Below are 25,994 nucleotides of genomic sequence, written 5' to 3'. Positions count from 1 at the left end.
GATGGAGCACTCAGACACTAGAGCCTTGATCTGTGTTCATCGGCATTGCTCCTCGATAACCTTAAGCGGCTTTCTTCCGCCGTTGCGGCGAGAGAGCGGCCTGCTTCAACACTTCTGCGCTCGCAAGATAGAGCAAAGTCACGCCGGCAACCGCGGCGAGAATTGACGCCGGCAGGGGCACGAAGCCGACGATGCCGCCCAACGGCGTCAGCGCCACGATGAGGGCCACGGCCAATGCCCCAAGCGACGTGCCGACGAGGACCGGATGAGGCTTGCGCGCCCAGAAAGGCTGCGCCGTGCGGATGATGAAGATGACAAGGATCTGCGTCGCTGTCGACTCGACGAACCATGCCGTCCGAAATTCGCTGACGTTGACATTAAAGCCAATCCGCAACAGCGCAAAAGTCGCCACATCGAATACGGATGATAGAAGGCCCATGATCAGAGTGAAGCGGAGCACGGCATTCATATCCCAGGTCTTCGGCAGAGCGAGATCCTCTGCGTCGGCGGAATCAAAGGGGATACCGATTTCGGAAACGTCATAGATGAGATTGTTGAGAAGAATCTGCACTGACGCCAGCGGGAGGAATGGCAAGAACAGCGAAGCGAATGCCATCGACAGCATGTTGCCGAAGTTCGAACTCGTTCCCATCCGCACGTATTTCATGATGTTAGCGTATGTGCGCCGGCCTTCGGCCACGCCGTCCGCGAGGACGCCGAGGTCGGGCGCAAGCAGGATGATGTCAGCAGCTTCGCGCGCCACTTCCGTTCCGCCTTCTACTGACAGACCGACGTCGGCTGCATGAATGGCGGGCGCATCATTTATTCCGTCGCCGAGAAAACCAACCGTATGGCCGCCGGAACGTAAGGCCTGAACGATACGGCTCTTCTGTTCCGGCGAAACCCGAACGAAAATATCGACCTCCTGCGCTCTAGAGATAAGCGCAGCTTGGCTCAAGGCAGTTATCTCTTCGCCCGCGATCATGCCGCGAGCCGGAAGCTTCAATGTTTCGACGAGATGCTGAACAACGGGCGCTGCATCGCCTGAGATGACCTTTACGCGTACGCCTGCCTCTGCGAGGCGGGCAACGGTTTTCGTCGCCGACAACTTGGGCGGATCACGGAAAGCCGCGCATCCGACAAATATGAGATCGGCCTCATCGGTGAGATCGATATGATCGCGATCTATCGCCATAGGCCGCCGCGCCACGCCAAGCAGGCGGGTACCCTCCCGGCCCTTGGCCTCTATGAGGTCGATGATTTCCGCCCTCAACGCGGCATCGATCGGAACGATAGTACCTTCTGCAATCTCCGCTTGGCTGCACAGCGAGAGGAGCGACTCCGGAGCGCCCTTTGTGATCATCTCATGTTCGTTGCCGCGAGCGATCAAGATCGAGCATCGGCGCCGGTTGAAATCGAATGGTAGATCGTCAATGTGGTGCCAGTCTTTGACGCCAACGCACTCGCCTGCCATCAGCGCATCGTCCAAAGCGCTGCGCATGCCGCTCGCAAAGTGACTGTTCAGCCGCGCGAACTCAGTGACACGATTGCTCTCTGCACCGTTGATGCCAAAGCTGCCGGCATGCGCGATCTTCGCCTCTGTCAGCGTGCCGGTCTTATCAGTGCAGAGGATGTCCATCGCGCCGAGATCGTGGATAGCCGACAGCCGCTTGACGACCACCTTACGGTCAGCCATTCGCAACGCGCCGCGCGAGAGCGTGACAGTGATAACCATCGGAAGCAGTTCGGGCGTCAGACCAACGGCCAGCGCCACAGCGAATAAAAAGCTTTCGAGAGAGAGCCCGTGTTTGACGAGCTGAGTCAGCAGCACAAAGAGGACAAGAAAGCCCGTCAGACGCAGGATTAACATGCCGAGCGCATGAACGCCCTGCTCAAAGGCCGTCGGCGTCGCCATCTCTTGTATCGAAGCCGCAATAGCGCCGAAGTGCGTCGCTCCGCCCGTCGCCACGATGAGCATGACGGCTTCACCGCCGACGAGGCTGGTCCCCCCAAAGAGTTCGTCGAAAGCGTCCGCGGGCGCGGGGCCTTCGCAGGCTCCGACACGCTTCTCGACTGGATAAGGCTCTCCTGTCAGGATGGCCTCATTGGCGAGCGCAGCTCGGCTTTTGATGATGATACCGTCCGCAGGCACAAGATCGCCGGCGCGGAGTTCAACAATGTCACCCGGGACGATATCTGCAACCGGCAGTTCGATCGTGCGTCCATCGCGGCGAACGGCGGCGCTGACTGCTACAGAGCGCTTTAGCGCAGCGACTGCTGATTCCGCCTTCTGCTCCTGCACCATATCGAGCGTGACGGAAAACAAGACGATGACCACGATGATGACGAAGCTCTGCCAGTCCCCGATCACCCCCGAAATTGCCGCTGCGATGAGCAGAATTGCGATCAAGGGTTCACTGAGCCGCCTCACGAGTTTGAGGACAAGGCTTCGTCGTACGCCGGCGACCGCGATGTTGGCGCCATAACGCGCGAGCCGCTCTGCGGCCTCCGCCGAGGTTAGGCCTTCCGGCCGCGAACCAAGCGCGAGTAAAACGTCGTCGTGGCAAGGGTCCAAAATCTCAGCCGATCGCCCTTTCGATCGTCCTGGACTGGCCGCTCATCCCTCACGCTCGTTGCTCCATTCAGCGCTGTTCGCCAGCGCACAATAGTAGCTGGCGGTGCGGCTCAATTGATCCATGGCAATCGCCCGTGAGCCGGGCCAGCAAGGGAGTTACCCAGACTGTGAGACTGACGTGCGCGCATCAACCGATCAACCTATCAGCAATGCTTTCCAAATTCGCGTCCCGCATGCTGATGATGGCTTCAGACCTGCAACTTTGCGGCACTCTGATGGGTATTCTGGACAGAGCTTTCGGGCGCTCAGGGTTGACGAGTCATACCCCCATCGGGTATGCAACAACTTCGAGCTGGTGAGAATTTTGTGAAACTTGTTGCCGCCATAAGGGTCGCACTTGCGGCCGCGCTTCTCTTCCTCTTTTCGGGGACGTTGGCGTTTGCCCACGAGGGCCATCATCATGGCACGCAAAAGCAGCATGCGGTTACGCACATTGAGCGGTCTACCGCTCAATCTTCGTCTCACGCGTCAAGTCTTTTTGGCGCGAAGATCTCGAAAACAAAATCTGCAGAGCTGCACCACGCGACAGAAGTCAGTGTCGCCTCAGCAGATTCGACACCGGGCTCCGGCTGCGGACCTGGCTGCTGCTGTTGCGGCGGCGCTGCTACATGTGGAATGTCCGCCTGCTCTGCCCTTGGCCTAGCGGCGACTGATGGAATTATCCCTCATCCACTGCGGTCGGGCAAACTTGCCTTCAAAGTTTCCGACGTTCGCACAGGGCGTTCAGACTCCGGCCTCGATCGGCCTCCCAAACTTTAATCCCTGAAATTTTGTGATGCCTCCGGCTGGCTTCGCGCTTGGCCGGTCGACGCATCGATTCCGCTTGTTTCCGCTGTTCGGGTCTTCACCCGCGCAGCCGGCAGGCAATGCAAGCGCGCTTATTTCAGGGATTGAAGACAATGAGACTGACAACAATCGCACTGACTTTGGCGCTATCGGCTCTGCCTCTGACCTCAAGGGCCGGAGACATGAACAATGCGCAGCACATGCACGGCACCGGTCACATGGCGGAAGGCTCACAGTCGGCGTCATCCAAGGCATTCAACGACGCCATGATGAAGATGCACGAGAAGATGAGCACGCAGATGAGCGGCGACGCCGACGTCGATTTCGTGAAAAGGCATGATCCCGCACCATGAGGGCGCGGTCGATATGGCGAAGGTCCAGCTTCAGTACGGCAAAGACCCCGAGTTGCGCAAACTCGCCGAAGGAATCGTGAAGGCGCAGGAATCTGAAATCGGCTTCATGAAGGCTTGGGTCGAAAAGCACGGGAAGTAGGCCATGCTGAACAGAACTGCAGCGGCAGAGGTCGCGAAATCACTAGCAGCCAAGGCTCACCTTCTTCTGGTGTGCAGCGTCTTTATCGCCATTCTTCTCACCTCGTCGCTTGCGATGGCGCACGGCGGCGAAGACCATGGCAACGAGGAAAAAGCGGTCGACCTGGGCATTGGGGCGCGCGTGGCGGCAAGCTCCGAACTCTACGAAATTGCTGGCGTGCCGACTGCAGCTGGCGGTGGCAAGCTCGTCATCCATCTGACCGATTTCTGGTCGAACAAGCCAGTCAAAGGCGCAAAGATCGACGTCACGCTCGGAGAAACGACTGCGCAGGCCTCCATCGTCCAAGATCATTATGAGTTGCCCGCGCCATGGGTAACGAAGCCGGGAAGCTACGCGCTCACCTTTTCCGTTGTGGCTGGCGAAAATTCAGACCTGCTGATCGGGACGCTCGATATCCCGGCAGCATCAATTCAGCACACACACGAGAGCATCTGGGACCATATCGTTCCGCGCTACCTGAATTCCAACGCGAGCGAAAAAAGCACTGTAGCAATTCTCGATCTACCCAATAATCCCCGCCGCGTCGCTGACGGGTCGATCTTCATGCCCAAGGCAACGCAAGCCCTGCTCGGCGTCGAAACGCAGCGAACCCCGCAGGCAAGACCGATCTCAAAAATCATGAGCTTCGCGGGGCAGATCGTCACTGATCCGAACAAGAGCGGCATCGTGCAATCGCTGCTCAATGGCCGCATCGAACCGCCAGAGGGCGGCTTCCCGGTCATCGGCTCCAGCGTGGAAGAGGGGCAGGTTCTTGCCTATCTCATGCCGCGCGTTGAGCTTGTCGATCAGAGCGACATCCGCCAGACGACAGGTGACCTAGACCGCCAGATCAGGCTCGCTGAGGCAAAGGTCGCACGCTACGACAAGCTGAAGAATGTCATAGCCGAGTCGCTCATTACCGACGCGCATACGGAACTCGACGGCCTTAAGGCTCGCCGCGCCGAAATCAAACCTGTTCTCGGTGTGCGTCAGCCGCTGATCGCGCCGGCCTCCGGTATAATTGCCGTCGCGAATGTGACGGCAGGCCAGGTTGTCGATCCCCAGACAACTCTGTTTCAGATCGTCGATCCGCATAGTCTTTTCGTCGAAGCACTGGCCTTCGATCTTTCGGCAGCACCCGGCATCGAGCGGGGCGTGAGGACGGCAAGCGCCGTCACGTCCGATGGTCGGAAGCTCTCCCTCGAATTCGCAGGGCGCGGACTTTCGCTGCGTCAGCAGGCTGTTCCGCTTCTCTATCGCATCAACAGCGATGGCGAGGGGCTCAGCCTCGGCCAGCCGGTGACTGTCGATGTTCCCGTTGAGGAGCCGGTCAAGGCGATCGCCGTTCCCCGCTCGAGCGTCGTGCGCACTGCAAATGGACAGCTGTCGGTCTTCGTCCATGTCGCGCCAGAGCGCTTCGAAGCGAGGCCAGTCGTTACCGAAAAAGTGGACGCGGACCGCGTTGGGATTACGGCTGGCATCGATGCCGATGTTCGCATCGTCGCGCGAGGTGCCGAACTCGTCAATCAGGTGCGGTAAGGCCATGTTCAATTTCCTCGTCAGAACTAGCCTTGCCAACCGCCTCGTCGTGCTCGCGGCTGCGGCCATACTCGTCGTGTGGGGCAGCTTCACGGTCTCGACCCTGCCGGTCGATGTGTTTCCGGATCTCAACAAGCCGACCGTCACGATCATGACGGAAGCCGAAGGTCTAGCGCCGCCCGAGGTCGAGCAATTAATCGGCTACCCGATTGAGAGCGCCATGAGCGGCCTTTCCGGCGTGACCCGCGTGCGTTCTGTTGCTGGCATCGGCCTCTCGATCACCTACGTCGAGTTCGACTGGGGAACCGATATCTACCGCAACCGGCAACAGGTGGCGGAGCGGCTTGCAACGCTCGCAGGCCAGTTGCCGCCCGGCGTGACGCCGCAGATGGGGCCGGTCTCATCCATCATGGGCGAGATCATGCTGATCGCCGTCACTGGCGGCCCTAACGCCGATCCGATGACGGTGCGCGAGACGGCGGATTTTGTCATCCGCCCACGCCTCCTCGCGATACAGGGTATCAGCCAGGTCATCCCGATGGGCGGCGAGGTCCGGCAATACCGTGTCACACCGAATATCGCGGCAATGGCTTCACTCGGCATCGGTGCATCCGACATCGAAGCCGCGATCCGCTCCTTCGGCACGAACACGGGCGGCGGCTTCGTCAATCAGGATGACCGCGAATACCTCATTCGCAATATCGGGCGCACGACCAGCCTTGAGGATTTGCGAAGCATTTCCGTTGCGGCGCGCGCTGGTCAACCGGTCCTGCTGCGGCAAGTGGCAACCGTCGATTTCGCAGCCGCGGTCAAGCGCGGTGACGCAGGCACTAATGGCGCGCCCGCCGTGATCATCTCGGTCCAGAAACAGCCGGGCTCCGATACGGTGAAGCTGACGCAAAAGGTCGAAAGTGCGCTTGCCGAGCTTTCGCGCAGCCTGCCGAACGGGATCAAGGTCGATCAGCTTCTCTTCCGTCAGGCGGATTTTATTTCAGCATCCATTTCAAACGTCAAAAACGTCCTTATGGAAGCGGCGGTCGTCGTTGCCGTGGTGCTGTTCCTGTTCTTGCTCAATGTGCGGACGACGGCCATTTCCCTGACGGCAATTCCGCTCTCGCTTTTCGTCACTGTTCTCGTCTTCAAATGGTTCGGTCTTTCCATCAACACCATGACGCTTGGCGGCTTGGCCATCGCCATCGGCGAACTCGTTGACGATGCCGTGGTCGATGTCGAGAATATCTACCGCCGCCTGCGTGAGAATGCCCGGCTCCCGAGGCCGCGCCCACTGCTCGACGTCGTCGCTGACGCCAGCATCGAGGTGCGGTCGGGCATTATCTATGCGACCTTCATCATCGTCCTTGTCTTTGTGCCGCTGTTTGCGCTCTCGGGCATCGAAGGGCGGCTGTTCGCACCGCTTGGCGTCGCCTACATCGTCTCGATTCTTGCGAGCCTCCTTGTTTCGATCACGGTAACGCCTGTGCTTGCCTCGTTTCTGCTCCCCAAGTCCGTTGAGAAGGCGCATGGCGATAGCGCCATCGTACGGACGCTGAAGCGCTGGAACGAAAGGGCGCTGCGATGGTCGTTCCGTTCGGGGAGGATCGTTGCCGCTTTTGTTATCTGCGCTTTCCTGGCCGCCGCGTTATCTGCTGCATTCCTCCCACGCTCGTTCCTGCCGTCATTCAACGAAGGAACGCTCACGATCAGCCTGACGCTCAATCCGGGTATCTCGCTTGAAGAAAGCAACCGCTTGGGACTGATCGCGGAAGCGCTGCTGAAGGAAATTCCGGAAGTCAAATCTGTCGGGCGCAGGACGGGCCGCGCCGAACTCGACGAACACGCTGAAGGCGTGCACTCGAGCGAGATCGACGTTGATCTTAAAAAGTCAAACCGGACGCGCGAAGAGATCTTAGCCGATGTCAGGCGCAAGCTCGCCGTCCTGCCGGCGAGCACGAATGTCGGCCAACCAATCTCGCACCGCCTTGATCACATGCTTTCCGGCGTTCGCGCCGAGATCGCGCTCAAAATCTATGGCGACGATACCGAAACGTTGCGAGCGCTTGCGGAAAACTTGCGCAGCAAACTCGGCGGAGTGAAAGGTCTTGTCGATCTGCAGCTTGAGAAGCAGGTTGTGATCCCGCAGCTGGAAGTCAAGGTCGATCCTGCCCGCGCGCAGCTCTACGGGATTACTCCCGCAGGCGTAACGCAAGCGCTCGACAGCCTGTCGAATGGGCGCAAGGTCTCGACCATCGTGGATGGTGCGAAACGCTTTGATGTCGTGCTGCGGCTCGCCGATCAGGATCGCACGTCGGCGGGCCTTGGCAGTCTCCTTATCGAAACGCCGAAGGGCCGCATTCCGCTGCGCCTTGTCGCCGACGTTTCGGAGTCGGAAGGTCCGAACCAGATTTTGCGTGAAAACGGTCGCCGCCGCATGGTCGTTCTCGCCAACAGTGATGGCTCGGACATGGGAGCCATCGTAAGGCAGATCCGCGACCTCGTCGCAGCGACGCCTTTGCCAGCGGGATATTCGACCAGTCTTGAAGGCACTTTTCACGCGCGCGAGGAAGCATCGAAACTGATCCTTGGGCTGTCGGTCATTTCGCTGTCATCCATCTTCATCGTGCTCTTCAGTCGTTACCGCTCGGCGGTTCTTGCGCTCATCATCATGGGGAATGTGCCGCTCGCCTTCATTGGCAGCGTCGCTGCGTTATGGCTCGCGCATCAGCCGCTGTCCGTGGCCTCGATGATCGGCTTCATCACGTTGACCGGCATCAGCGCGCGCAACGGGATCCTCAAGATCAGCCATTACATCAATCTGGCCCTCCATGAAGGCGAGCCGTTTGGCGAGGGGCTTGTCATCAGGGGCAGCCTCGAGCGGTTGACGCCGGTCCTCATGACGGCGCTCTCCGCAGGCTTGGCGCTTACGCCGCTGCTGCTCGATGCCGATGCGCCCGGCAAGGAGATACTGCATCCCGTCGCGGTCACGATCTTCGGCGGCCTTGTCAGCGCAACGCTTCTCGATCTCCTCGTGACGCCGCTGCTGTTCCTGCGCTTCGGCAGGCCCGAGCTGGAGCGTCTCGCAGCCACTGCCCTTCCAACGGGAAAACCGGAGCTCGCTAAAACTTTCTAACGAAGGAGCATGATATGTTTCGCAACAAAGCCCGACTGTTTGCCGCCTCTCTGGTGCTCGCGGCGGCGTCACCCGCGCTCGCGCATGAGGCAGTCAAAGGCCCGAATGGCGGCCACGTCATGGAAGTCTCCGGTTATCATATCGAGTTTGTGCCATCGCAAACTGAAGTGACGTTCTACCTTTCCGACCAAGCGGGCAAGCCAATCGCCTCGAAAGGCACCAAGGCCAAGGTGTTTGTGCAGGATGGGGGAAAGACGACGCCACTCCAACTTACGCCCACAGATCCCGACAAACTGACCGCCAAGCTTGCTGCACCTCTGGTTTCCGGTGCTAAAGTTGCGGTGACAGCGACAATGCCGGACGGCCATAACCTGCAGGCTCGGTTCGTCCTGCCGTGAATGGTACGAGCCTCCCATCTTCGATGGAGGCCCAAACCGCGAGCGCCATTCGAACGGAGCTGAGCCGTTAAATTGCCGGTTGGGGTCAGCTTGATTGCGCTTGGGGTTGGAGTTGACAATAGGGATCCTCCGCAGTGAAATGATTTTCACTGGGTCTCGCGACGTCCCCGTGAGGCGACAGCCCAAAGCGCCATGCCGTCACCCCTGAAATCACGGTTCCCCAACTGGCCCGTCTTATCGATCTGTCAGGCGGTCCGTTGCTCATCGATGTGCGGCCGGATGATGCCCTAAAGCGCGACCCGCATCTCATTCTGGGTTCGCTTCCGCGGCCTGTGACGAAGCCCGAGGATTTGCTTTCCGTCTCAGGTGGAAAACAGGCCGTCGTCATTTGCGAGAACGGAGGCGCATTAAGCCAGGGCATTGCTGCGTGGCTGCGCCATGCAGGTGTGGCCGCTGAAACGCTCGAAGGAGGCTTCGCCTTCTTCGTTCCAACGCAATATCCTGCAGGCAAAGATGTGCCAAACGCGAGTAGTCGACATCGTGGCGGCTGGGGATCATTTCCAATTCGGATGTGAGGACGGGCTGCAAGGCACAGCAACCAAAGTTCTACTCGCGACCGGCCTTGTTGATGAGCTTCCCTCATTGCCGGGCATTGAGCCGCTCTACGGCATCTCCGTTCATCATTGCCTGTACTGCGATGGTTTCGAGTATTTCGGCAAGCCTGTCGCTGCATATGGCAAGGGCGACAAGGGAGCAGCGCTCGCGATCATGATGAAGCACTGGATGTCCGATGTTGTCCTCTGCAGCGACGGCAGCGAGATCAATCCAGAGACAGCGAAGACCCTTGCACACCACGGCATCGCCTTGCGCTCCGAGCGCATCACTTCACTGGAGGGTGAGGACGGGCACTTGCAGACCATAAGATTTGAAAAGAGCCCGCCGCTCACCCGCACGGCGCTCTTTTTCGCAACCGGCTGTCGTCAGGCTTCCGATCTCTCGAAGCGTCTTGGTTGCGCGCGCGACGAAAAGGGCGGCGTGGTGACCGACCCGCTCACCGAAGAAACATCCGTACCTGGCGTCTACGTCGCGGGCGATGTCTCGCGCGACGTCCTCATGGTTTCGATTGCGATCGCGGAAGGCGCCAAGGCTGCGGTGGCGATCAACAAGGCCTTCCTCCGCCGCGACGGGTTATGCGATTAGCTTTAAGGGGCCAATCACTTCAAGTTGGTTGCTCACCTCGCTCTTGGCGCCCCGAAAACTGTCGCAGGGAAGCGCAGCTAGCAATCGAGAGCTTGCCAGACTGCTTGTGAACTTCTCCATGCGCTGCAGTTAAGGGCCGGCAGCAAGCAAAACATTTGCTCGGTGTAGCGCTCGTTGCTAACAGTGCGCCCTGTCTTCTGCGCGTACTGCAGCAAAAACCAGTGTGATCCTCGAAATTCCAAAGGGCGACGCGAATGTCGTACTATCTTTTGCTGTGGAACCCGGCGAGCGAGAAGACAATCACTAAGAGTTTCGATTTGGACCAAGGCAGACGCTCCGGAAGCTGGAGCTGCGGGAATGCGAAAGGAGTCCGCGTCGGCGACACCGTGATTCTGCGAAAAACAGGTCGTGGAACACGGGGCATCGTGGGGATGGGTACCGTAACCCGGGGAAGTTACGAAAGCCGCTGGAGCCACTCGGGTGAGGTAGGCCTATTCGTAGATGTGGAGTGGAATACTCTAGAGAACGAACCAATATTAACGCAGGAAGATGCGGTTCCTGAGAGTTCGCTTTGGAAGGCTCAATCGGGTGGCGTTCAAATTTCGGACCAGGAAGGAGAGCTTCTTGAAGAACTCGTCTTTTGGTCTTTTCTCCCGTCGACCGATGATTTTGTGAGCTACTGGATCGAACAGCCTCCAACCGAAGCCCAGCGCCGCATGTTGGCAACCCACTACTGGTGTCCGGATGAGGCAATGCATCCCGGATATTTGTCTGCCGGTATGGGCTGGCCTAATGCCGCTTCTGCGAACCTCCATTACGGGCTGTTTGCTGGAGCCACCGCTTCAAGAATGGGCGTCACCTTACCTGCTAACGCCGATAAGGTGGCGTTGTTTGCGGCGATCGTCAGACCTTCCGGAGATGTGCTCTGGCTCCTCCATGATCAAGTTCGTGAAGCAATCGCACGGCTGCATTGGCACACCTTAGGTGGAGCTGTTCACACCTATCATGATCAAGAGCGAAGCTTGATCGCCGAAGGCTATCTTACGGAGCAAACCGTCACCTCTCGCGAACGAGACCGCTCTGTCAGATTAGCGTGTTTGAATCATCACAGCCCTATATGCGTCGCATGCGGTTTTGACCCCGGAGCACTGTTTGGCGAAGCCTTTCGACATATGATCGATATTCATCACCTTGATCCGATAGCAGCAAGCGAACCCGGACGTCTAACCGATCCCGAGATTGATTGCCGGCCGCTCTGCCCGACTTGTCATCGCCTTGCACACCATGGATTGGCAGCTGGCAAGTGCCGGACAATTGATGAGTTAAAGGCTTTGCTGCGAGGTCGATTTAGCTCGGCAAAGTGATGGCCATCTGGCTTGCGCGAGCCGAATTTGTACAACGGGGCGGCGCATCTTGTACAACGCTCACAATCGTCAAACGGCATGACTGAATAATTGGTCGGGGCGACATGATTCGAACACGCGACCCTCTGCTCCCAAAGCAGATGCTCTACCAGGCTGAGCTACGCCCCGACTAGGGCCATCATCTGCCGCTTTCGCTCAGCAAGGTCAAGTGATGCGCAGCGATTGAGGTGCGGCATCCGGCTTTACTGGCCGCCTGCCTCTGAGAAAACCGGATAGCGCACCTTGTCGCCCGGCTTGATGCCGAGCCGCGCTGAGGCACCGCCTGGAATTTCCAGCACGGCAAGCACAGCCGAGCCCGACGAGATGACCCGGTCCGACAGCGGATCGGCCCGCTCTTCGATCCGCGCGATCGTGCCGTCGGCGCGAATGAAAAGCATGTCGAGCGAAATGTAGGTGTTGCGCATCCACATCTGCAAAGGGCGCTCGGCTGGATAGGGAAAGAGCATCCCCTCGCCGTCGCTCAGCGCCGTCCGGTACATGAGGCCCAGCGCCTTCTCCTGATCCGTCGAGGCGATCTCGACCTTGAAGGAGTGCTCAGTACCGCCCGCGGCCGACACGATGGTCAGCTTGTCCTGACGCATCTTGGCGTGCGCCGTGGGAATAAGCGCGAGCCGCGCATTCATCGCCGGCCAGATTGCAGCCATTAGCGGCAGCAAAATAAAAAGGGCCACGCAAATCGCAGCCCCCTTCATAGAATTCGATATCACTGCCGCCATCTGTCCCGCGTCAGTTACGCGATGGCAGCCCCGTCGGCACGCCATCCGGCCTGAGTTCCGCGGCCATGCAGCCCTTCGATCCATAGCCCCAGCGGACTTGGACGATCTGGCCCGGCCGAAGTTCAGTGAACCCGAAGCGGCGCAGCGTTTCCATGTGGCAGAAGATATCGGGCGTGCCCTCACCCCGCGTCAGGAACCCGAAACCGCGTACGCGATTGAACCATTTGACGTAGGCGCGGCACCAGTCGCTTTCGGGCTGAACCACAACGTGCGTACGCTGCGGCAGCTGCGAGGGATGGATGGCCGAGCTTTCGTCCATGCTGAGAATGCGAAATGCCTGCATGCCTTTCGGCCGCTTGAGAACTTCGCAGTGAAGGCGCGCGCCTTCGTAAGCAGTTTGAAATCCACCGGCCCGGAGGCAGGTGACGTGCAGAAGTATGTCCGGCAGGCCGTTATCAGGAACGATGAAGCCGTAGCCCTTCGACGCATCGAACCATTTGATTGTTCCAGCAACCTCGAAAACTTCGGCTGCCGCGTCGTCGAGCGCTTCGGGACCGACTGGGCCCGCTTCGAAATATTCCGATAGCCCGGGACGTTTAATATCCCCCATACTTGCTTACCCCGCGTGTACTGTGCGTCAAACGATAACCATCGTTCCGCGTCGGCATCCGCGCATTCCGTTCTGGAAGAGCCCTCTTCAGAACCGAACGTTGAGACGCAACTGCGTAACGGTGCAAACCATAACACCGGCTCTGCCCGGAACCAGCGGCAATATTTTGGCGTGCCCCCTTGACCACGACTTGTGGTGGATTAATCCACATCTCATCATGCACATTAAGCCAATGAAATAGCGGTAAAAAAGCAAGTTGCGATTCATCCCCAGTTTCGATTGAACCCGGAAGCTCCCGATGAATTCCTCCACACGCGTGCATAAGTTTTTGAACGCAAAAAGCGACGTAAGTGATTCGCTCAAGCGAGCTTGATTCTCATGGGGTTCGGCGCAGGTGATGACACCTCTCATGAGCGAGCTTCTTCAGCGCTCATCCACAGCAGAGCAAAATTGCGAGATAAGGCGACGGGGTGCCGCGAGACGTTTCATGTCCCAGTGTGGCAGAGCTGCAGCGCATCCAGTCACAGCGAGGATTCGCGGCCCCTGGACGCCGGCAATCGACCCCACGAATTTATTGATAGGTGAGCGATGCGCTACTTGCACACGATGGTCCGGATCAAAGATCTGGAGCCAAGCCTGAGGTTCTATTGCGACGCTCTCGGGCTCAAAGAAATCCGGCGCATGGAAAATGAGAAGGGCCGCTTCACGCTCATCTTCCTGGCCGCTCCTGAAGATGAAGAGCGCGCCAGGAACGAAAAGGCGCCCATGATCGAACTCACATACAATTGGGATCCGGAAGACTACGGCTCGGCCCGCAACTTCGGCCACTTGGCGTTCGTGGTGGACGACATCTATGCCACCTGCGCGCGGTTGCAGGCGGCAGGCGTCACAATCAATAGGCCGCCGCGCGACGGCTACATGGCATTCGTGCGCTCCCCCGATCTTGTCTCGATCGAGCTTCTGCAAAAAGGCGCACCCCTGCCGCCGCAAGAGCCATGGGCGTCGATGCCGAACACCGGGACGTGGTGAGCGCGCGACTGATGACTGCAGCCAAGGACGTTGCGGTGATCGGCGGCGGGCCGGCGGGCCTGTTCACGGCGGAGATCATTGCGAGAGCCGGACATCGCGTGACGGTCTACGAACGCATGCCCTCGCCCGCCCGCAAGCTCCTGATGGCGGGACGCGGCGGCTTGAACCTCACGCACAGCGAACCCATCGAAAACTTTCTGACGCGGTACGGCTCGGAAGCGGACAAAGTCCGCGCCGTGGTAGCAAGCTTCCCGCCGTCCGCCCTCATCGACTGGGCGAACGGTCTCGGCGCGGAGACCTTCACCGGTTCAAGCGGCCGCGTCTTCCCGCGCGCCATGAAAGCCTCGCCGCTTCTGCGCGCTTGGCTGCGCCGGTTGGGCGAACTTGGCGTCACCATCAAGACGCGCCACCGCTGGGCCGGCTTCACGCCCGAAGGCGGCCATGCTTTCGAGACGCCTGACGGCGCCATCGCAGTGAAACCAGATGCAACGCTCTTCGCACTCGGCGGCGCGAGCTGGCCGAAGCTCGGCTCGGATGCCGCCTGGGCAGAAACATTTGCAAGCGCGGGAATTCCGGTAACGCCACTCGCAGCGGCTAACTGCGGCGTGCTCATTGACTGGTCCGAGATCTTCCGGTCCCGCTTTGAGGGCTCGGCATTGAAGCGGATCGCGCTTAGCTATGCCGGCGACACGGCACGCGGTGAAGCCATCATCACGCGCACCGGCCTCGAAGGCGGCGCGATTTACGCGCTCGTGCCCCACCTCCGCGAGAGCCTGCGCGCTCAAGGCAGCGTCTCTCTTGCCGCGCTTGGCGGCCGGCTCGCGGAACGCGAGTCGCCAAGCGCAATTATAACAGTCGATCTGAAGCCGGACATCGAAGAAGCTGCATTGGCCGATCGCTTGGCAAAGCCGAGGGCCAAGGAAACGCTGACCAACTTCATTCGCAAGGCGGCGCACCTCGACCCGCCTCAGCTCGCACTTATTCGTGAAGCGGGCGCAAGCCTTCCCGAAGATCCCTCCGCGTTGGCCGCGCGCATCAAATCGGTCCCAGTCACGGTGACTGGCCTGGCAAGCATCGAGCGGGCGATCTCCACCGCCGGCGGGATGGATTGGACGGCGCTGACCGATGACCTGATGATCGCAAACCGGCCCGGCCTGTTCGCGGCGGGAGAGATGCTCGATTGGGAGGCCCCGACGGGCGGCTATCTCCTGCAGGCCACGTTTGCGACCGCGACCCGCGCCGCCAACGGCATGCTCCGCTGGCTCGCGTCCGCGACATGAATCGAACGCGGTCGACCACCGGCTACCTGACGGCAAGTCTCAAATTGCATCAGCACTGAGTGCTCGAGGATTACAGCTTGTCGCAGGCAGCCTGAACGGCGGTTCTACGCACCCGGACAGTAACAAAAACGGCTTCCCGTCTCAGAAGCGGGAATAATATACTATTCTTATTTATAGATATGGCTTCCCGGGGGAATGATTTTCCCCTATGTAAGCCAGCTCTGGAGGATTCATGACGTTGTTCGAAGCACCCGCGTCCGCCCCAGGCGGACCCGCGGCGGACGATCGTTCCGCGCCGCAGCACGCCGCAGCGGCCGAGCTTGACCGCAAGCTGGCTGACCTCAAGACGCTGGAAGAGCGCCTTGCTGCCATCCGTTCGGCGATCGAAGGTACTATCGCCTTTTCGACCAGCCTCGGCATCGAGGATCAGGCGATCACGCACGCCATCGCGGCGACCGGCACAGACATCGACATTTTCACGCTCGATACGGGCCGCCACTTCCCCGAAACGCTCGACACGCTGTTCGAGACCGAAGGCAAGTACGGCATCAAGATCCGCGTGATGTTTCCCGACGCGGCCGAAGTCGAAGAACTCGTCTCCAACGATGGCATCTACGGCTTTCGCTATTCCGTCGAGGCCCGCAAAGCCTGCTGCGAAGTTCGCAAAGTACGCCCCCTCAACCGCGCGCTGAAGGGCGCAGCGGCCTGGGTGACCGGTCTACGCCGCGAGCAATCGCAGGGCCGCTCCCATGTGCACTTTGCGACCTACGATCCGGCGCAGAACCTGATCAAGCTGAACCCCATCGCCGATTGGACGTGGGCTCAGCTCGAAGAGTACGTCGCCGCCAACAGCATCCCGATCAACCCACTGCACGCCAAAGGCTTCCCCTCCATCGGCTGCCAGCCGTGCACCCGCGCCATCGCACCGGGCGAGGACATCCGCGCCGGCCGCTGGTGGTGGGAAAACGAGAACGGCAAGGAGTGCGGATTGCACACCCAGGCCCCAGACCCCGGTTTTGAACCAAAGGACCGCGCCGCATGACGGCTTCGCCTTCGCATCTTGATCTCCTCGAATCCGAAAGCATCCACATCTTCCGCGAGGCGGCGGCTCAGTTCCGCAAGCCCGTGCTGATGTATTCGATCGGCAAGGATTCAACCGTCCTTCTGCACTTGGCGCGCAAGGCGTTCTTTCCGCAGCCCGTCCCCTTCCCGCTGCTCCATGTCGATACGAAGTGGAAGTTCAAGGACATGATCGCGTTCCGCGACCGCACCGCACGCGAACTGGGACTCGAGCTGATCGTCCACACCAACGAGGACGGCATCAAGCGCGGCATCAACCCGATTGATCACGCGCCCTCGATCCACACCGACGTTCTGAAAACTCAGGCGCTGAAGCAAGCGCTCGACAAATACGGCTTCGACGCCGCATTCGGTGGCGCGCGCCGCGATGAGGAAGCAAGCCGCGCCAAAGAACGGGTCTTCTCGTTCCGCGCGTCCGGCCACCGCTGGGATCCGCGCAAGCAGCGCCCCGAGATGTGGCACCTGTTGAATGGCCGCCTCGGAACCGGCGAGACCGTTCGCGTCTTTCCAATGTCGAATTGGACCGAGAAGGACGTCTGGCGCTACATCCTGCGCGAGAAGCTCGAAGTGGTGCCGCTCTATTACGCTGCCGAACGGCCGACCATCGTCCGCAACGGTCAGATCCTGATGCAGGATGACGAACGTCTGCAGCCACGCGAGGGCGAGAAAGTCGAAATGCGCAAGATCCGCTTCCGCACGCTCGGCGACTATCCGCTCACCGCAGCCGTCGAGTCGGATGCCGAAACGATCGAAGCCGTGGTCGCTGAGACGATCAATGCGCAAACCTCCGAACGCCAAGGCCGCTTGATCGATCACGATCAGGCCGGCGCCATGGAAAAGAAGAAGCAGGAAGGCTATTTCTGATGTCGGTCCACGCCCTCCATAAACATGAGTCGATTGAGAAGGCTCAGCCGCATCTCGAAGTCGTGCCCAATCTCGTGCGCGAGCTTGGCGGCATCACGCATCTTCTGACCTGCGGCTCCGTCGACGACGGCAAATCGACGTTGATCGGCCGCCTGCTCTGGGACGCATCCGACCTCTACGAGGATCAGCGCGAGAACGTACGCCGCTCGGGCCGCAAGGCCGCCGGCACCGATCTTCCTGATTTCTCGATGCTGCTCGACGGCCTCGTCGCCGAGCGCGAGCAAGGCATCACGATCGACATCGCGTGGAAGTATTTCGATACTGATACGCGCCGCTTCGTGATCATCGACTCTCCCGGCCACGAGCAGTACACGCGCAACATGGCGTCCGGCGCCTCGCACGCCGACGTCGCCATCGTGCTCGTTGATGCGCGCTCGGGCGTGAAGAAGCAGACGAAGCGCCACACGGCGATCCTCGATCTCGTCGGCGTCAAGCACGTCGTGCTGGCGGTGAACAAGATGGATCTCGTCGGCTGGTCCGAGGACGTGTTCCGCAAGATCGAAGCCGACTTCCGCACGCTGTGCTGGAAATTCAATTTCTGGGACGCGACCGCAATTCCGCTGTCCGCCGTCTTCGGCGACAACGTCTCCGCGGCTTCGGAGAACATGTCCTGGTACAGCGGCCCGACGCTGATCCAGCATCTGGAGAAGACGCCGAGCCGCGTCAGCGAAGCGGGCTCCGTGTTCCGCTTCCCGGTCCAGACCGTGTTGCGCGATGGCCTTGATTTCCGTGGCCTCGCAGGCACCGTCACGTCCGGATCGGTGAAAGTCGGCGACGTCGTCGTCGATACGCTGAGCAACGCCAGCGGCAAGGTCATCCGCATCGCCACCATGGACGGCGATCTGGAAAGCGCTTCGGCTGGCCAAGCCGTCGCCCTGCAGCTCGACGTCGATATCGACGTGTCGCGTGGCGCCGTGCTGTCGGCGCCCGAGATGCGGCCCGTTGCGGCCCAAACTGTCGAAGCGCGTTTCGTCTGGCTGTCGGAAGACGAATTCAGCCCCACCGCCGGCTATCTGTTGCGCACATCGACCGATCTCGTTCCGATCTCCAACATTGAGATCAAGGGACTTCTCGATCTGGAAACGATGGCGTCCCGGCCGGCACGCGCCTGCGCCGCCAACGACATCGCGATTGCGAAAATCTCACTCGGCCGCGCCGCCGCCATCGACGTCTTCACCGAGACGCCGGAGACCGGGACGCTGTTGCTCGTCGATTCCATCACCGGCGCCACGATGGCAGGCGGCATCGCAACGTCGGTCAATTCCAAGGCCGAACAGCCCGTGGACGGTCACTTCGTGCTGAAGCGCGATATGCTGGCCAACGGTCTCAATCGCGATCTGTCGATGAGTTCGAAGGATCGTGAGGAGTTCATGCGCCGCGCCAACGAAGTGGCGATTATCCTGCGCTCAGCAGGCGTCTCGGTCGCAATCGAGCCCCCGCCGCCCCTCGACGACGGCATGGACCCGGGCCTCTAAGCTCCGTCAGCTAATCATCTCGCATCTCGGATCCTCGGGCTCGCCCCGAGGATCGTTTGTCCGCAAACTCTCAGGAGCGCGGCAAGATCGCTCACGCGACACCGCCGAAGATTGCGCGAGCGCTATATCAGCTACACATCCGCAATTGCAGAGCCGCCTGATCTCGCGTAGGTCAGTCCTTAATCACGCCGCGGAATTTCATGCCCGAAATAGATCTCAGCACATTCTGGACTTCAGTGGTTGCGGCTGGCTTCGTCGTGGGCTTTCTCGTCGGCATGACGGGCGTCGGCGCTGGTTCTCTGATGACGCCGTTCCTGATTGCGAAAGTCGGCATATCGCCTGCGCTGGCCGTCGGCACCGACTTGCTCTTTGCGGCGATCACCAAGGCGACGGCGACCTTGCCTCACCACAACATCGGCAACGTCAACTGGCGGCTGGTATCCTGGCTGGCATTGGGGAGCGTGCCGGGCTCACTCGGGATGCTGGCCGTTCTACACGTGCTCGATCCGAGCCTCACCGCACTCGCTGAACTCATCCAGAGAGCGCTCATTGCCGCGCTCGTGATCAGCGCGATCTCGATTCTGATCTATCCCTTCGTCGTCCGTCGCCAAGCGAACGTTGCCGAGCCGCCCGAAACGAAAATCCGCCGCCTGCCCACGGTGCTGCTCGGTCTGACTCTCGGGTCGATCGTCACGCTGACGTCAGTTGGCGCCGGTGCGATCGGCGTCGTCGTTCTGACGTTGCTCTACCCGACGCTGCTGACGCGCCGCCTCATCGGCACCGACATCGTGCACGCTGTCCCGCTGACGCTCGTCTCCGGGCTCGGCCACATGTCGATCGGCAACACGAGCTTTGAGCTTTTGGGATTGCTGCTGGTGGGATCGATCCCGGGCATCGCCATCGGCTCGCGGCTCACTGGTGTGCTGCCTGATTGGCTGCTCCGCATCGCCCTCGCGCTGATCCTCTGCTTCGCAGCCTACCAGCTCGAACTGAAGCTCTAGATCTCTCTGTCATCCTCAGCCGAGCGCGCGGTTCGCGCGTCGAAGGCTGGGGATCCAGCGAAAGAGTCGCCGAAGGCGCAAAGCAATCGCGTCTTCGACGAGTTCTACGCTGGATCCCCGAACACGCATCGCTTCGCTCGCGCGCTCGAGGATGACGAAGAAAATCAGACCAGCTTCACATCCGCGTGGAACTGATTGCCGGCCGGCGTCGGCGCCACGACACCCGAGCGGATCGCGAAATCGCCGAAGTGCTCGCCGTCCTCGCGCTCTTTCGAGTAGGAAATGAAGAGCGGCTCCAGCAGCGAAACGATGCGCTGCTTATCGACGTCCTGCGCATAAAGCTTCGACAGCCGCGAGCCGTTGAACGCCGCACCAAGATAGAGATTGTAAAGCCCCGGATTGCGCCCCACGAGACCGATCTCGGCGAGATACGGCCGCGCACATCCGTTCGGGCACCCCGTCATGCGAATGACGATGTCGTCGTCGTTGAGACCGGCGCGATCAAGACTTTCCTCGAGCGCAGTGACGAGATCGGGAAGGAAACGCTCCGCTTCGGCCAATGCAAGACCGCACGTCGGCAGCGCCACGCACGACATCGCATTCCGCCGAAGGCCCGAGGATACGTCGAGCGACACCCCATGAGCCGCGAAGATCGCTTCGATTTTCGCCTTCGCCTTCGCGTTGACGTTGGCGAGAATGACGTTCTGGTTTGCCGTGCAGACGAATGAGCAGATGCCGAGTTCGGCGATCTCACGCAATGCTGAGCGGAGTGCGTAGCCCGGCTTGTCCTTGATGCGGCCGTTCTCGACGAAAAGCGTCAGATGCCACATCTTCTCCGACGCCTTCTTGGCATCGAGCGTCTGCCGCCAGCCGATCTTGTCGCCCGTGCCGGTGAAGGTGAACGGCCGCGGCGCCCCGAGCTTGAAGCCGAGACGCTTCTCGACCTCGTCGCGGAAATTGTCGAGACCACGATCCTCGATCGTGTATTTCAAACGGGCGCGCGCGCGGTTCTCGCGATTGCCCCAGTCGCGCTGAACGGTAACGACCTGTTCAGCAACGGCGATCGCCTGCTCCGGCGTGCAGAAGCCGAGGAGATCGGCCGTGCGCGGAAACGTGTTCACGTCACCATGCGTCATGCCCATGCCGCCGCCGACGGTGACGTTCCAGCCGACAACCTCGCCCTTCTCGACGACCGCGATGAAACCGAGATCGTGCGCGTAGATATCGACGTCGTTGTCCGGCGGCACCGCCACGACGACTTTGAATTTGCGCGGCAGGTAATGGACGCCGTAGATCGGCTCCTCGTCCTTCTTAGCGGGGCGCGAGGCGTCTTCGACCTTTTCGCCTTCGAGCCAGATCTCGTGATAGGCGCCCGTCCGCGGCAGCAGATGCTCGCTGATTGCCTTGCCGAGATCGTAAGCCTTCTGGTGCGCCTTGGAGAGGTAGGGATTTGCAGCCGTCATGACGTTGCGGTTGACGTCACCGCACGCCGCCAGGGTGTCGAGGCAGATGTTATGGAACGACTGCATCGTGCGCTTCAGGTTCGACTTGATGACGCCGTGAAACTGGAACGTCTCGCGCGTCGTCAAACGCATCGTGCCGTTGGCATATGTGCTGGCGATCGTATCGAGCCCGATCCACTGCTTCGCCGTCACGACGCCGCCTGGAATGCGCAGGCGGATCATGAAGGAGTAAGCCTTCTCGAGCTTCTTCTTGCCACGCTCGCCGCGAACGTCGCGATCGTCCTGGATGTAGGAGCCGTGAAACTTGATCAGCTGCTGATCGTCTTCCGCGATCGCGCCTGTTTCGACTTTGAGCAGCCCCTCAGCCAGCGTACCGCGCAGCTGATGACTGTGCTCCTTGATGATTTCGTTCTTCGAACGCTTGTCGGTCATGTCGTATTCCCCGGCTCCCTTCGACTCAGCGGCTCAGAAGGGATTTCGTGCAATTGAATTAGTAGACGTCGCGCTGGTAACGGCCGGCCTTCGTCAGCTCCTTGAGACGCACGCGTGCCGCGTCCTCATCGCCATGCAGCGGCTCGGCGAGAATTTTGACGAGCATCGCATCGACGTCCTTCGCCATGCCCTTCTCGTCACCGCAGACGTAGATGTGCGCACCGTCCTGAAGCCAAGCGTTGAGTTCCGCCCGGCGCTCCCAGAGACGATGCTGGACATAGATCTTTTCCGGCTGATCGCGCGAGAATGCAACGTCGATCCGCGTGAGGTCGCCCGATGCCAGATAATCCTGCCATTCGAGCTGGTACAGGAAGTCATTGGTGAAGTTCCGCTCGCCGAAGAAGAGCCAGCTCTTGCCCTTGGCGCCGTCGGCAACGCGCTCCTCGATGAAGGCGCGGTAGGGCGCAACGCCCGTGCCGGCCCCGATCATGATGATCGGCGTATGGCCATCGGCCGGAAGACGGAAATGCCGGTTGGGCTTCACGTAGATGCGCGCCGTCTGGCCGATTTTGCGGCGCTCGCCGAGGTAGATCGACGAGACGCCCTTGCGATCCCGGCCGTGCGATTGCCAGCGCACCGCGCCGACGAGCAGATGCGCTTCGCCCGGATGCGCTTTCAAGCTGGAGGCAACCGAATAGAGCCGGCCCGGCAGCGGACGCAAAAGCCCGGTGAGCTGATCCGGCGTGAGCTTTTCCGGATAGGCGAGGAACAGATCGAGCAGCTGCCGGTCGGACGCGAACTTTGGATAGGCCTCGCCTTCGAGGAGCGCCTTGACATCGTCACGCCCAGTTAGCTTCGCGTAGTTCTCGACGAGCGCGCGCGACAGCGTCGTGACGTCGTAGGATTTCTGCAGCTTCAGAAGCAGCGCCGCATCGGAACCAAGCCCGACAGTCTGCAGAAGTTCGTCGACGAGCGCAGGATCGTTCTCCGGCATCAAGCCGATGGCGTCGCCCGGCTTATACGTGAATGCGGGATCCTCGAACGCGAACTCCGCATGCCACGTCTCGCGCGTCGAACCGCTGCCGTTCAAATTGACGAGCGCGGAAATCTCAGCTTCGAGCGGCTGCTCGGCGGAATACTTCGGCTCGTCGTCGTCCGCCTGCGGAAACGCACCGCCGAAGTCGACGTGCACCACCGTGCCGCCGGCCGCGGCCGTGTCTTCCGGCGCGAGCTTGGCGAGCGCACCCTCAGTCCACTCGGCTGCTTTCTTCGCGAAGTCGAGATCGAGATCGACGCGATCGAACGTCCGTACACCGCCCAATTCTTCGAACCGCTGATCGATGGCTTTGCCCGTCGCGCAGAACTGCGCATAGGCCGTGTCGCCCAGCGCTAGAACAGCAAAGCGGACGCCGTCGATCCGAGGCGCCGCATCGCTCATCAGCGTTTCATAGAAATCGGCAGCGCGAGCCGGCGGGTCGCCCTCGCCCCAGGTCGCGGCGAACACCAGAATGTTCTTCGCCTTGGCGAGCAGCGCCATGTCGGCGTCGGCCATGTCATAGACCTTGGCGTCGAGCCCGTGCTTCTGGGCAGCCTTCTTGGCCTTCGTCGCCAGTGCTTCCGAATTCCCGCTTTCACTCGCGTAGAGAATAGTAAGCGGCGCGCGCGGTTTTGCGGCCGGAACGGCCTGAGCCAACCCACCGCCCTGCGCGGCCTCGAAACCGGCGAAAAACCCGGCGAGCCACGAACGCTGCTGCGGAGTTGTCCGCGCAACCACTTTATTCAACAGTTCAATGTCTTCCGGCAGGAAAGGCGCGTTGCGCGGAAGTAGCGGGGTCGCGGTCACTCAAAGCTCTCCTCGTCAGGGCGTTGGCCCGGCGGTCAAGGCGCGGGCGTAGCGCGCCTCCGGGCCCGGGAAAAGCCCAAACATGCCGATCAACCATGCGACTGAGACGGCATTCTAATCGGTGATGTCTTAACACTTGCCCGAGGATGCGAGCCCTCGCGCAGCCAGGGACGATTCCATACGCTATATTAGAACAATATTCTATAGGGATGGGGCAATGCACCCCAAACGTAAGAATAATTTTCTAATATACCAGATCTGCACACCTCTCAGCCCTTGGTTGCAGGTCGTCCTCACCCGCATCGAGCCTCCACACCAAAATTTGCGGACCCGCTCAACTCCCCTCCAACCGGTCAATCCAATCACACGCAGACGTGAAGCGCATTGATTTGAAAAGCAGACCCCGATCATGATCTGTATAGGGTGAGATCGGAAACCAACCTTGACTTTGGGAGGTTGATCCGCAGATTGGCATGGCACATGAAACGTGCCTGCACCGGTCTGGCGGCCCTCGGCGGGGCCACAAGGAACGTAAGCAGTTTACCGACTTGGAGGAAACAAAAATGAAGATTTGGACCAAACCCGCAGTGCGCGAGCAGGAAGTTGGCCTTGAGGTCACGAGCTACCTGCCGGCCGAGATCGACCTCATCTAACGGATGACGTCTTCGGTCTCGCACGGTTTGTGAGACACCGGCGCGGCGGTCGATGGATCATCGGCCGCCGCAGCCGTTTCGCGCCTAAGAACTGAGAGCGCCATCGGCTTCGGCGACCGCCGGCGCAACCGCATAAGCTCACATGATCATCAAGGTACTCGGATCCGCCGCTGGGGGCGGATTTCCGCAATGGAATTGCAATGGCTTTCACTCGTCCAGCGTGAGAGCCGGCGTAGCGGGGTATAAGGCACGTCTGCAATCCTCCCTTGCCGTCAGCGCTGACGGCGTGAATTGGGTGTTGCTCAACGCCTCCCCCGACATTCGCCAGCAGATCAACGAAACCCCGCAGTTGCAGCCCGCCAAGGGTGGCCCCCTGCGCAATTCGCCAATCAAGGCCGTCGTCCTGACCAACGCCGACGTCGACCACATCACCGGCCTCTTGAGCCTGCGCGAAGGCCAGCCCTTCTCGATCTACGCCGCCGACCGCGTGCTGGCGACGCTTAAATCAAACAGCATCTTCAACGTCCTCGCCCAGGACAAAGTCAGCCGCATCCCGTTCGAACTGGACAAGCCGACAGCGCTGCAAGGCGCTGGCGTCGACCTCGGCCTCACGGTGGAAGCCTTCGCGGTGCCCGGCAAAGTCGCACTGTTTCTCGAAAAGGGTGACGCCAGCTCCAACTTCGGCAGTCGCGACGGCGACACCATCGGCCTCAAGGTCACGGCCAACGAGACGGGCAAATCTTTCTTCTACATCCCTGGCGTCGCCGAGATCGACGAACCGCTCGCGGACAAAATCCGCAATTCCGAGCTGCTTTTCCTCGACGGCACGCTGTTCGAAGACGACGAAATGCTGACCCAGGGCCTCTTGAACAAGACCGGCAAGCGTATGGGCCACATCTCGGTTTCGGGCCCCGATGGCTCTATTTCGGCCGTGCGCCCGCTCAATGTGAAGCGCCGGATCTACATTCACATCAACAATTCGAACCCAATCCTGGACGAGAACTCAGAAGCCCGTAAAGTCGTCGATGTATCGGGATGGGAAGTCTCCTTCGACGGCATGGAGGTCCGCATATGAACCCAGTCAGTCTCGAAAAGAAAACCGCCGAACGCCGCGATAACGAACCGCCGATGTCGCCCGCCGAGTTCGAGGCTGCACTCCGCGCGGTCGGACCCGAGCGCTATCACGATCTGCACCCCTTCCATCACATGCTGCACGGCGGTGAGCTGAACAAGGGCCAGGTGCAGGCCTGGGCGCTCAACCGCTACTGCTATCAGTCGGCCGTTCCGCGCAAGGATGCGGCTCTCATCAGCCGCGCTTACGACCGCGAGCTGCGCCGGGAATGGACACACCGGATTCTCGATCACGACGGTCTGCCGCCGGACGAGCCGGGCGGCATCGAACGCTGGCTGATTTTGACGGACGGCCTCGGGCTTGATCGCGACTACGTCATCTCACGCCGCGGCGCCCTGCCCGCCACCGTTTTCGCCGTCGAATCCTACGTCACGTTCGTCCGCGAGCAGCCGTTGACGATCGCGGTCGCCTCTTCGCTCACCGAGCTCTTTGCGCCCAAGATCCACAAAGAGCGCATCGCCGGTATGCTCGAAAACTACGATTTCATCGATGACAAGGTGATGGCGTACTTCAAGCGCCGCCTGACGCAGGCACCGCGCGACGCCGACTTCGCTTTGCAGTATGTTTTGAAGAACGCCAAGACGCGCGAAGAACAGGAAGCCTGCATCGAAGCGGTCCGCTTCAAATGCAATGTCCTTTGGGTTCAGCTCGACGCGCTCTATCACGCTTACATCGCCGGCCACATTCCGCCCGGCGCATTCCGTCCAGAGACCTGA

At 60.4% G+C, this 25,994-nt stretch carries 19 protein-coding genes, 1 tRNA gene and 1 pseudogene; 15 read left to right on the top strand and 6 right to left on the bottom strand.

Going from position 1 to position 25,994, the window contains the following annotated elements; translation table 11 throughout:
• Window positions 1-61: 61 nt before the first annotated feature.
• Window positions 62-2,575: a magnesium-translocating P-type ATPase gene (gene mgtA / locus VFG26_RS01085; RefSeq protein WP_325021334.1), complete on the bottom strand. Its 2,514-nt coding sequence runs from the start codon at window positions 2,573-2,575 to the stop codon at window positions 62-64.
• Window positions 2,576-3,534: 959 nt separating this feature from the next.
• Between mgtA and copM the strand changes: the two are divergent.
• The 6 genes and pseudogenes from copM (at window position 3,535) to VFG26_RS01055 (ending at window position 11,580) form a co-directional block, all read left to right on the top strand.
• Window positions 3,535-3,913: pseudogene (gene copM / locus VFG26_RS01080) on the top strand (CopM family metallochaperone).
• A gap of 3 nt (window positions 3,914-3,916) precedes the next feature.
• Complete coding sequence (locus VFG26_RS01075) at window positions 3,917-5,491, top strand: efflux RND transporter periplasmic adaptor subunit (protein ID WP_325021332.1); 1,575 nt, start codon at window positions 3,917-3,919, stop codon at window positions 5,489-5,491.
• A gap of 4 nt (window positions 5,492-5,495) precedes the next feature.
• Window positions 5,496-8,618: an efflux RND transporter permease subunit gene (locus VFG26_RS01070; RefSeq protein ID WP_325021994.1), complete on the top strand. Its 3,123-nt coding sequence runs from the start codon at window positions 5,496-5,498 to the stop codon at window positions 8,616-8,618.
• A gap of 14 nt (window positions 8,619-8,632) precedes the next feature.
• The gene (locus tag VFG26_RS01065) at window positions 8,633-9,016 is read left to right on the top strand and encodes a hypothetical protein (protein ID WP_325021330.1); all 384 of its coding nucleotides are present in this window, start codon (window positions 8,633-8,635) and stop codon (window positions 9,014-9,016) included.
• A gap of 438 nt (window positions 9,017-9,454) precedes the next feature.
• Window positions 9,455-10,216, top strand: a complete 762-nt coding sequence (locus VFG26_RS01060; protein WP_325021328.1) for an NAD(P)/FAD-dependent oxidoreductase — start codon at window positions 9,455-9,457, stop codon at window positions 10,214-10,216.
• Window positions 10,217-10,470: 254 nt separating this feature from the next.
• Window positions 10,471-11,580 (top strand): hypothetical protein, encoded by a 1,110-nt coding sequence (locus VFG26_RS01055; RefSeq protein WP_325021326.1) that lies wholly within the window; start codon window positions 10,471-10,473, stop codon window positions 11,578-11,580.
• 91 nt (window positions 11,581-11,671) lie between these two features.
• On the opposite strand, the gene VFG26_RS01050 is transcribed toward VFG26_RS01055, so the two are convergent.
• The 3 genes from VFG26_RS01050 to VFG26_RS01040 form a co-directional block, all read right to left on the bottom strand.
• Window positions 11,672-11,748: transfer RNA gene (locus tag VFG26_RS01050), tRNA-Pro, on the bottom strand.
• Window positions 11,749-11,822: 74 nt separating this feature from the next.
• Complete coding sequence (locus VFG26_RS01045) at window positions 11,823-12,284, bottom strand: DUF192 domain-containing protein (protein ID WP_325021324.1); 462 nt, start codon at window positions 12,282-12,284, stop codon at window positions 11,823-11,825.
• 82 nt (window positions 12,285-12,366) lie between these two features.
• On the bottom strand, window positions 12,367-12,966 hold the full coding sequence (locus VFG26_RS01040; protein ID WP_290989590.1) for a cold-shock protein: 600 nt from the start codon (window positions 12,964-12,966) through the stop codon (window positions 12,367-12,369).
• 588 nt (window positions 12,967-13,554) lie between these two features.
• Between VFG26_RS01040 and VFG26_RS01035 the strand changes: the two genes are divergently transcribed.
• From VFG26_RS01035 to VFG26_RS01010, 6 genes are all read left to right on the top strand, one after another.
• Window positions 13,555-13,995 (top strand): VOC family protein, encoded by a 441-nt coding sequence (locus tag VFG26_RS01035; RefSeq protein WP_325021320.1) that lies wholly within the window; start codon window positions 13,555-13,557, stop codon window positions 13,993-13,995.
• A gap of 11 nt (window positions 13,996-14,006) precedes the next feature.
• Window positions 14,007-15,275, top strand: coding sequence for a TIGR03862 family flavoprotein (locus VFG26_RS01030; protein WP_325021318.1), 1,269 nt, complete (start codon window positions 14,007-14,009; stop codon window positions 15,273-15,275).
• Window positions 15,276-15,507: 232 nt separating this feature from the next.
• A complete protein-coding gene (locus VFG26_RS01025; RefSeq protein WP_325021316.1) occupies window positions 15,508-16,317 on the top strand; it encodes a phosphoadenylyl-sulfate reductase in 810 nt (269 codons plus the stop codon).
• The gene (gene cysD / locus VFG26_RS01020; RefSeq protein ID WP_325021314.1) at window positions 16,314-17,219 is read left to right on the top strand and encodes a sulfate adenylyltransferase subunit CysD; all 906 of its coding nucleotides are present in this window, start codon (window positions 16,314-16,316) and stop codon (window positions 17,217-17,219) included. The genes VFG26_RS01025 and cysD overlap by 4 nt, the downstream gene beginning before the upstream one ends.
• Window positions 17,219-18,754, top strand: a complete 1,536-nt coding sequence (locus VFG26_RS01015) for a GTP-binding protein (protein ID WP_325021313.1) — start codon at window positions 17,219-17,221, stop codon at window positions 18,752-18,754. The genes cysD and VFG26_RS01015 overlap by 1 nt, the downstream gene beginning before the upstream one ends.
• A gap of 200 nt (window positions 18,755-18,954) precedes the next feature.
• Window positions 18,955-19,755, top strand: a complete 801-nt coding sequence (locus VFG26_RS01010; protein WP_325021311.1) for a sulfite exporter TauE/SafE family protein — start codon at window positions 18,955-18,957, stop codon at window positions 19,753-19,755.
• 164 nt (window positions 19,756-19,919) lie between these two features.
• On the opposite strand, the gene VFG26_RS01005 is transcribed toward VFG26_RS01010, so the two are convergent.
• Both VFG26_RS01005 and VFG26_RS01000 read right to left on the bottom strand, forming a co-directional pair.
• Window positions 19,920-21,650 (bottom strand): NADPH-dependent assimilatory sulfite reductase hemoprotein subunit, encoded by a 1,731-nt coding sequence (locus tag VFG26_RS01005; protein ID WP_325021309.1) that lies wholly within the window; start codon window positions 21,648-21,650, stop codon window positions 19,920-19,922.
• A 58-nt stretch (window positions 21,651-21,708) separates the two neighbouring features.
• Window positions 21,709-23,493 carry a diflavin oxidoreductase gene (locus tag VFG26_RS01000; protein ID WP_325021307.1) on the bottom strand — a complete coding sequence of 595 codons (1,785 nt, stop codon included), beginning with the start codon at window positions 23,491-23,493 and terminating at the stop codon, window positions 21,709-21,711.
• A gap of 563 nt (window positions 23,494-24,056) precedes the next feature.
• Between VFG26_RS01000 and pqqA the strand changes: the two genes are divergently transcribed.
• The 3 genes from pqqA (at window position 24,057) to pqqC (ending at window position 25,994) form a co-directional block, all read left to right on the top strand.
• Window positions 24,057-24,146 (top strand): pyrroloquinoline quinone precursor peptide PqqA, encoded by a 90-nt coding sequence (gene pqqA, locus VFG26_RS00995; protein WP_041921595.1) that lies wholly within the window; start codon window positions 24,057-24,059, stop codon window positions 24,144-24,146.
• Between the two features lie 142 nt (window positions 24,147-24,288).
• Window positions 24,289-25,221, top strand: coding sequence for a pyrroloquinoline quinone biosynthesis protein PqqB (gene pqqB, locus VFG26_RS00990; protein ID WP_325021302.1), 933 nt, complete (start codon window positions 24,289-24,291; stop codon window positions 25,219-25,221).
• A complete protein-coding gene (gene pqqC, locus VFG26_RS00985) occupies window positions 25,218-25,994 on the top strand; it encodes a pyrroloquinoline-quinone synthase PqqC (protein ID WP_325021300.1) in 777 nt (258 codons plus the stop codon). The genes pqqB and pqqC overlap by 4 nt, the downstream gene beginning before the upstream one ends.

It is taken from the genome of Hyphomicrobium sp. (genome assembly GCF_035687085.1).
Taxonomy (GTDB): domain Bacteria; phylum Pseudomonadota; class Alphaproteobacteria; order Rhizobiales; family Hyphomicrobiaceae; genus Hyphomicrobium_B.
This window is presented reverse-complemented; position numbering and strand designations above follow the sequence as displayed.

Bases quoted from the DNA above. Each gene is read 5' to 3' on its own strand.
- VFG26_RS01075 (WP_325021332.1), top strand. From the start codon at position 3,917: ATGCTGAACAGAACTGCAGCGGCAGAGGTCGCGAAATCACTAGCAGCC.
- VFG26_RS01070 (WP_325021994.1), top strand. From the start codon at position 5,496: ATGTTCAATTTCCTCGTCAGAACTAGCCTTGCCAACCGCCTCGTCGTG.
- VFG26_RS01065 (WP_325021330.1), top strand. From the start codon at position 8,633: ATGTTTCGCAACAAAGCCCGACTGTTTGCCGCCTCTCTGGTGCTCGCG.
- VFG26_RS01060 (WP_325021328.1), top strand. From the start codon at position 9,455: ATGCAGGTGTGGCCGCTGAAACGCTCGAAGGAGGCTTCGCCTTCTTCG.
- VFG26_RS01055 (WP_325021326.1), top strand. From the start codon at position 10,471: ATGTCGTACTATCTTTTGCTGTGGAACCCGGCGAGCGAGAAGACAATC.
- VFG26_RS01045 (WP_325021324.1), bottom strand. From the start codon at position 12,284: ATGGCTGCAATCTGGCCGGCGATGAATGCGCGGCTCGCGCTTATTCCC.
- VFG26_RS01040 (WP_290989590.1), bottom strand. From the start codon at position 12,966: ATGGGGGATATTAAACGTCCCGGGCTATCGGAATATTTCGAAGCGGGC.
- VFG26_RS01035 (WP_325021320.1), top strand. From the start codon at position 13,555: ATGCGCTACTTGCACACGATGGTCCGGATCAAAGATCTGGAGCCAAGC.
- VFG26_RS01030 (WP_325021318.1), top strand. From the start codon at position 14,007: ATGACTGCAGCCAAGGACGTTGCGGTGATCGGCGGCGGGCCGGCGGGC.
- VFG26_RS01025 (WP_325021316.1), top strand. From the start codon at position 15,508: ATGACGTTGTTCGAAGCACCCGCGTCCGCCCCAGGCGGACCCGCGGCG.
- cysD (WP_325021314.1), top strand. From the start codon at position 16,314: ATGACGGCTTCGCCTTCGCATCTTGATCTCCTCGAATCCGAAAGCATC.
- VFG26_RS01015 (WP_325021313.1), top strand. From the start codon at position 17,219: ATGTCGGTCCACGCCCTCCATAAACATGAGTCGATTGAGAAGGCTCAG.
- VFG26_RS01010 (WP_325021311.1), top strand. From the start codon at position 18,955: ATGCCCGAAATAGATCTCAGCACATTCTGGACTTCAGTGGTTGCGGCT.
- VFG26_RS01005 (WP_325021309.1), bottom strand. From the start codon at position 21,650: ATGACCGACAAGCGTTCGAAGAACGAAATCATCAAGGAGCACAGTCAT.
- pqqA (WP_041921595.1), top strand. From the start codon at position 24,057: ATGAAGATTTGGACCAAACCCGCAGTGCGCGAGCAGGAAGTTGGCCTT.
- pqqB (WP_325021302.1), top strand. From the start codon at position 24,289: ATGATCATCAAGGTACTCGGATCCGCCGCTGGGGGCGGATTTCCGCAA.
- pqqC (WP_325021300.1), top strand. From the start codon at position 25,218: ATGAACCCAGTCAGTCTCGAAAAGAAAACCGCCGAACGCCGCGATAAC.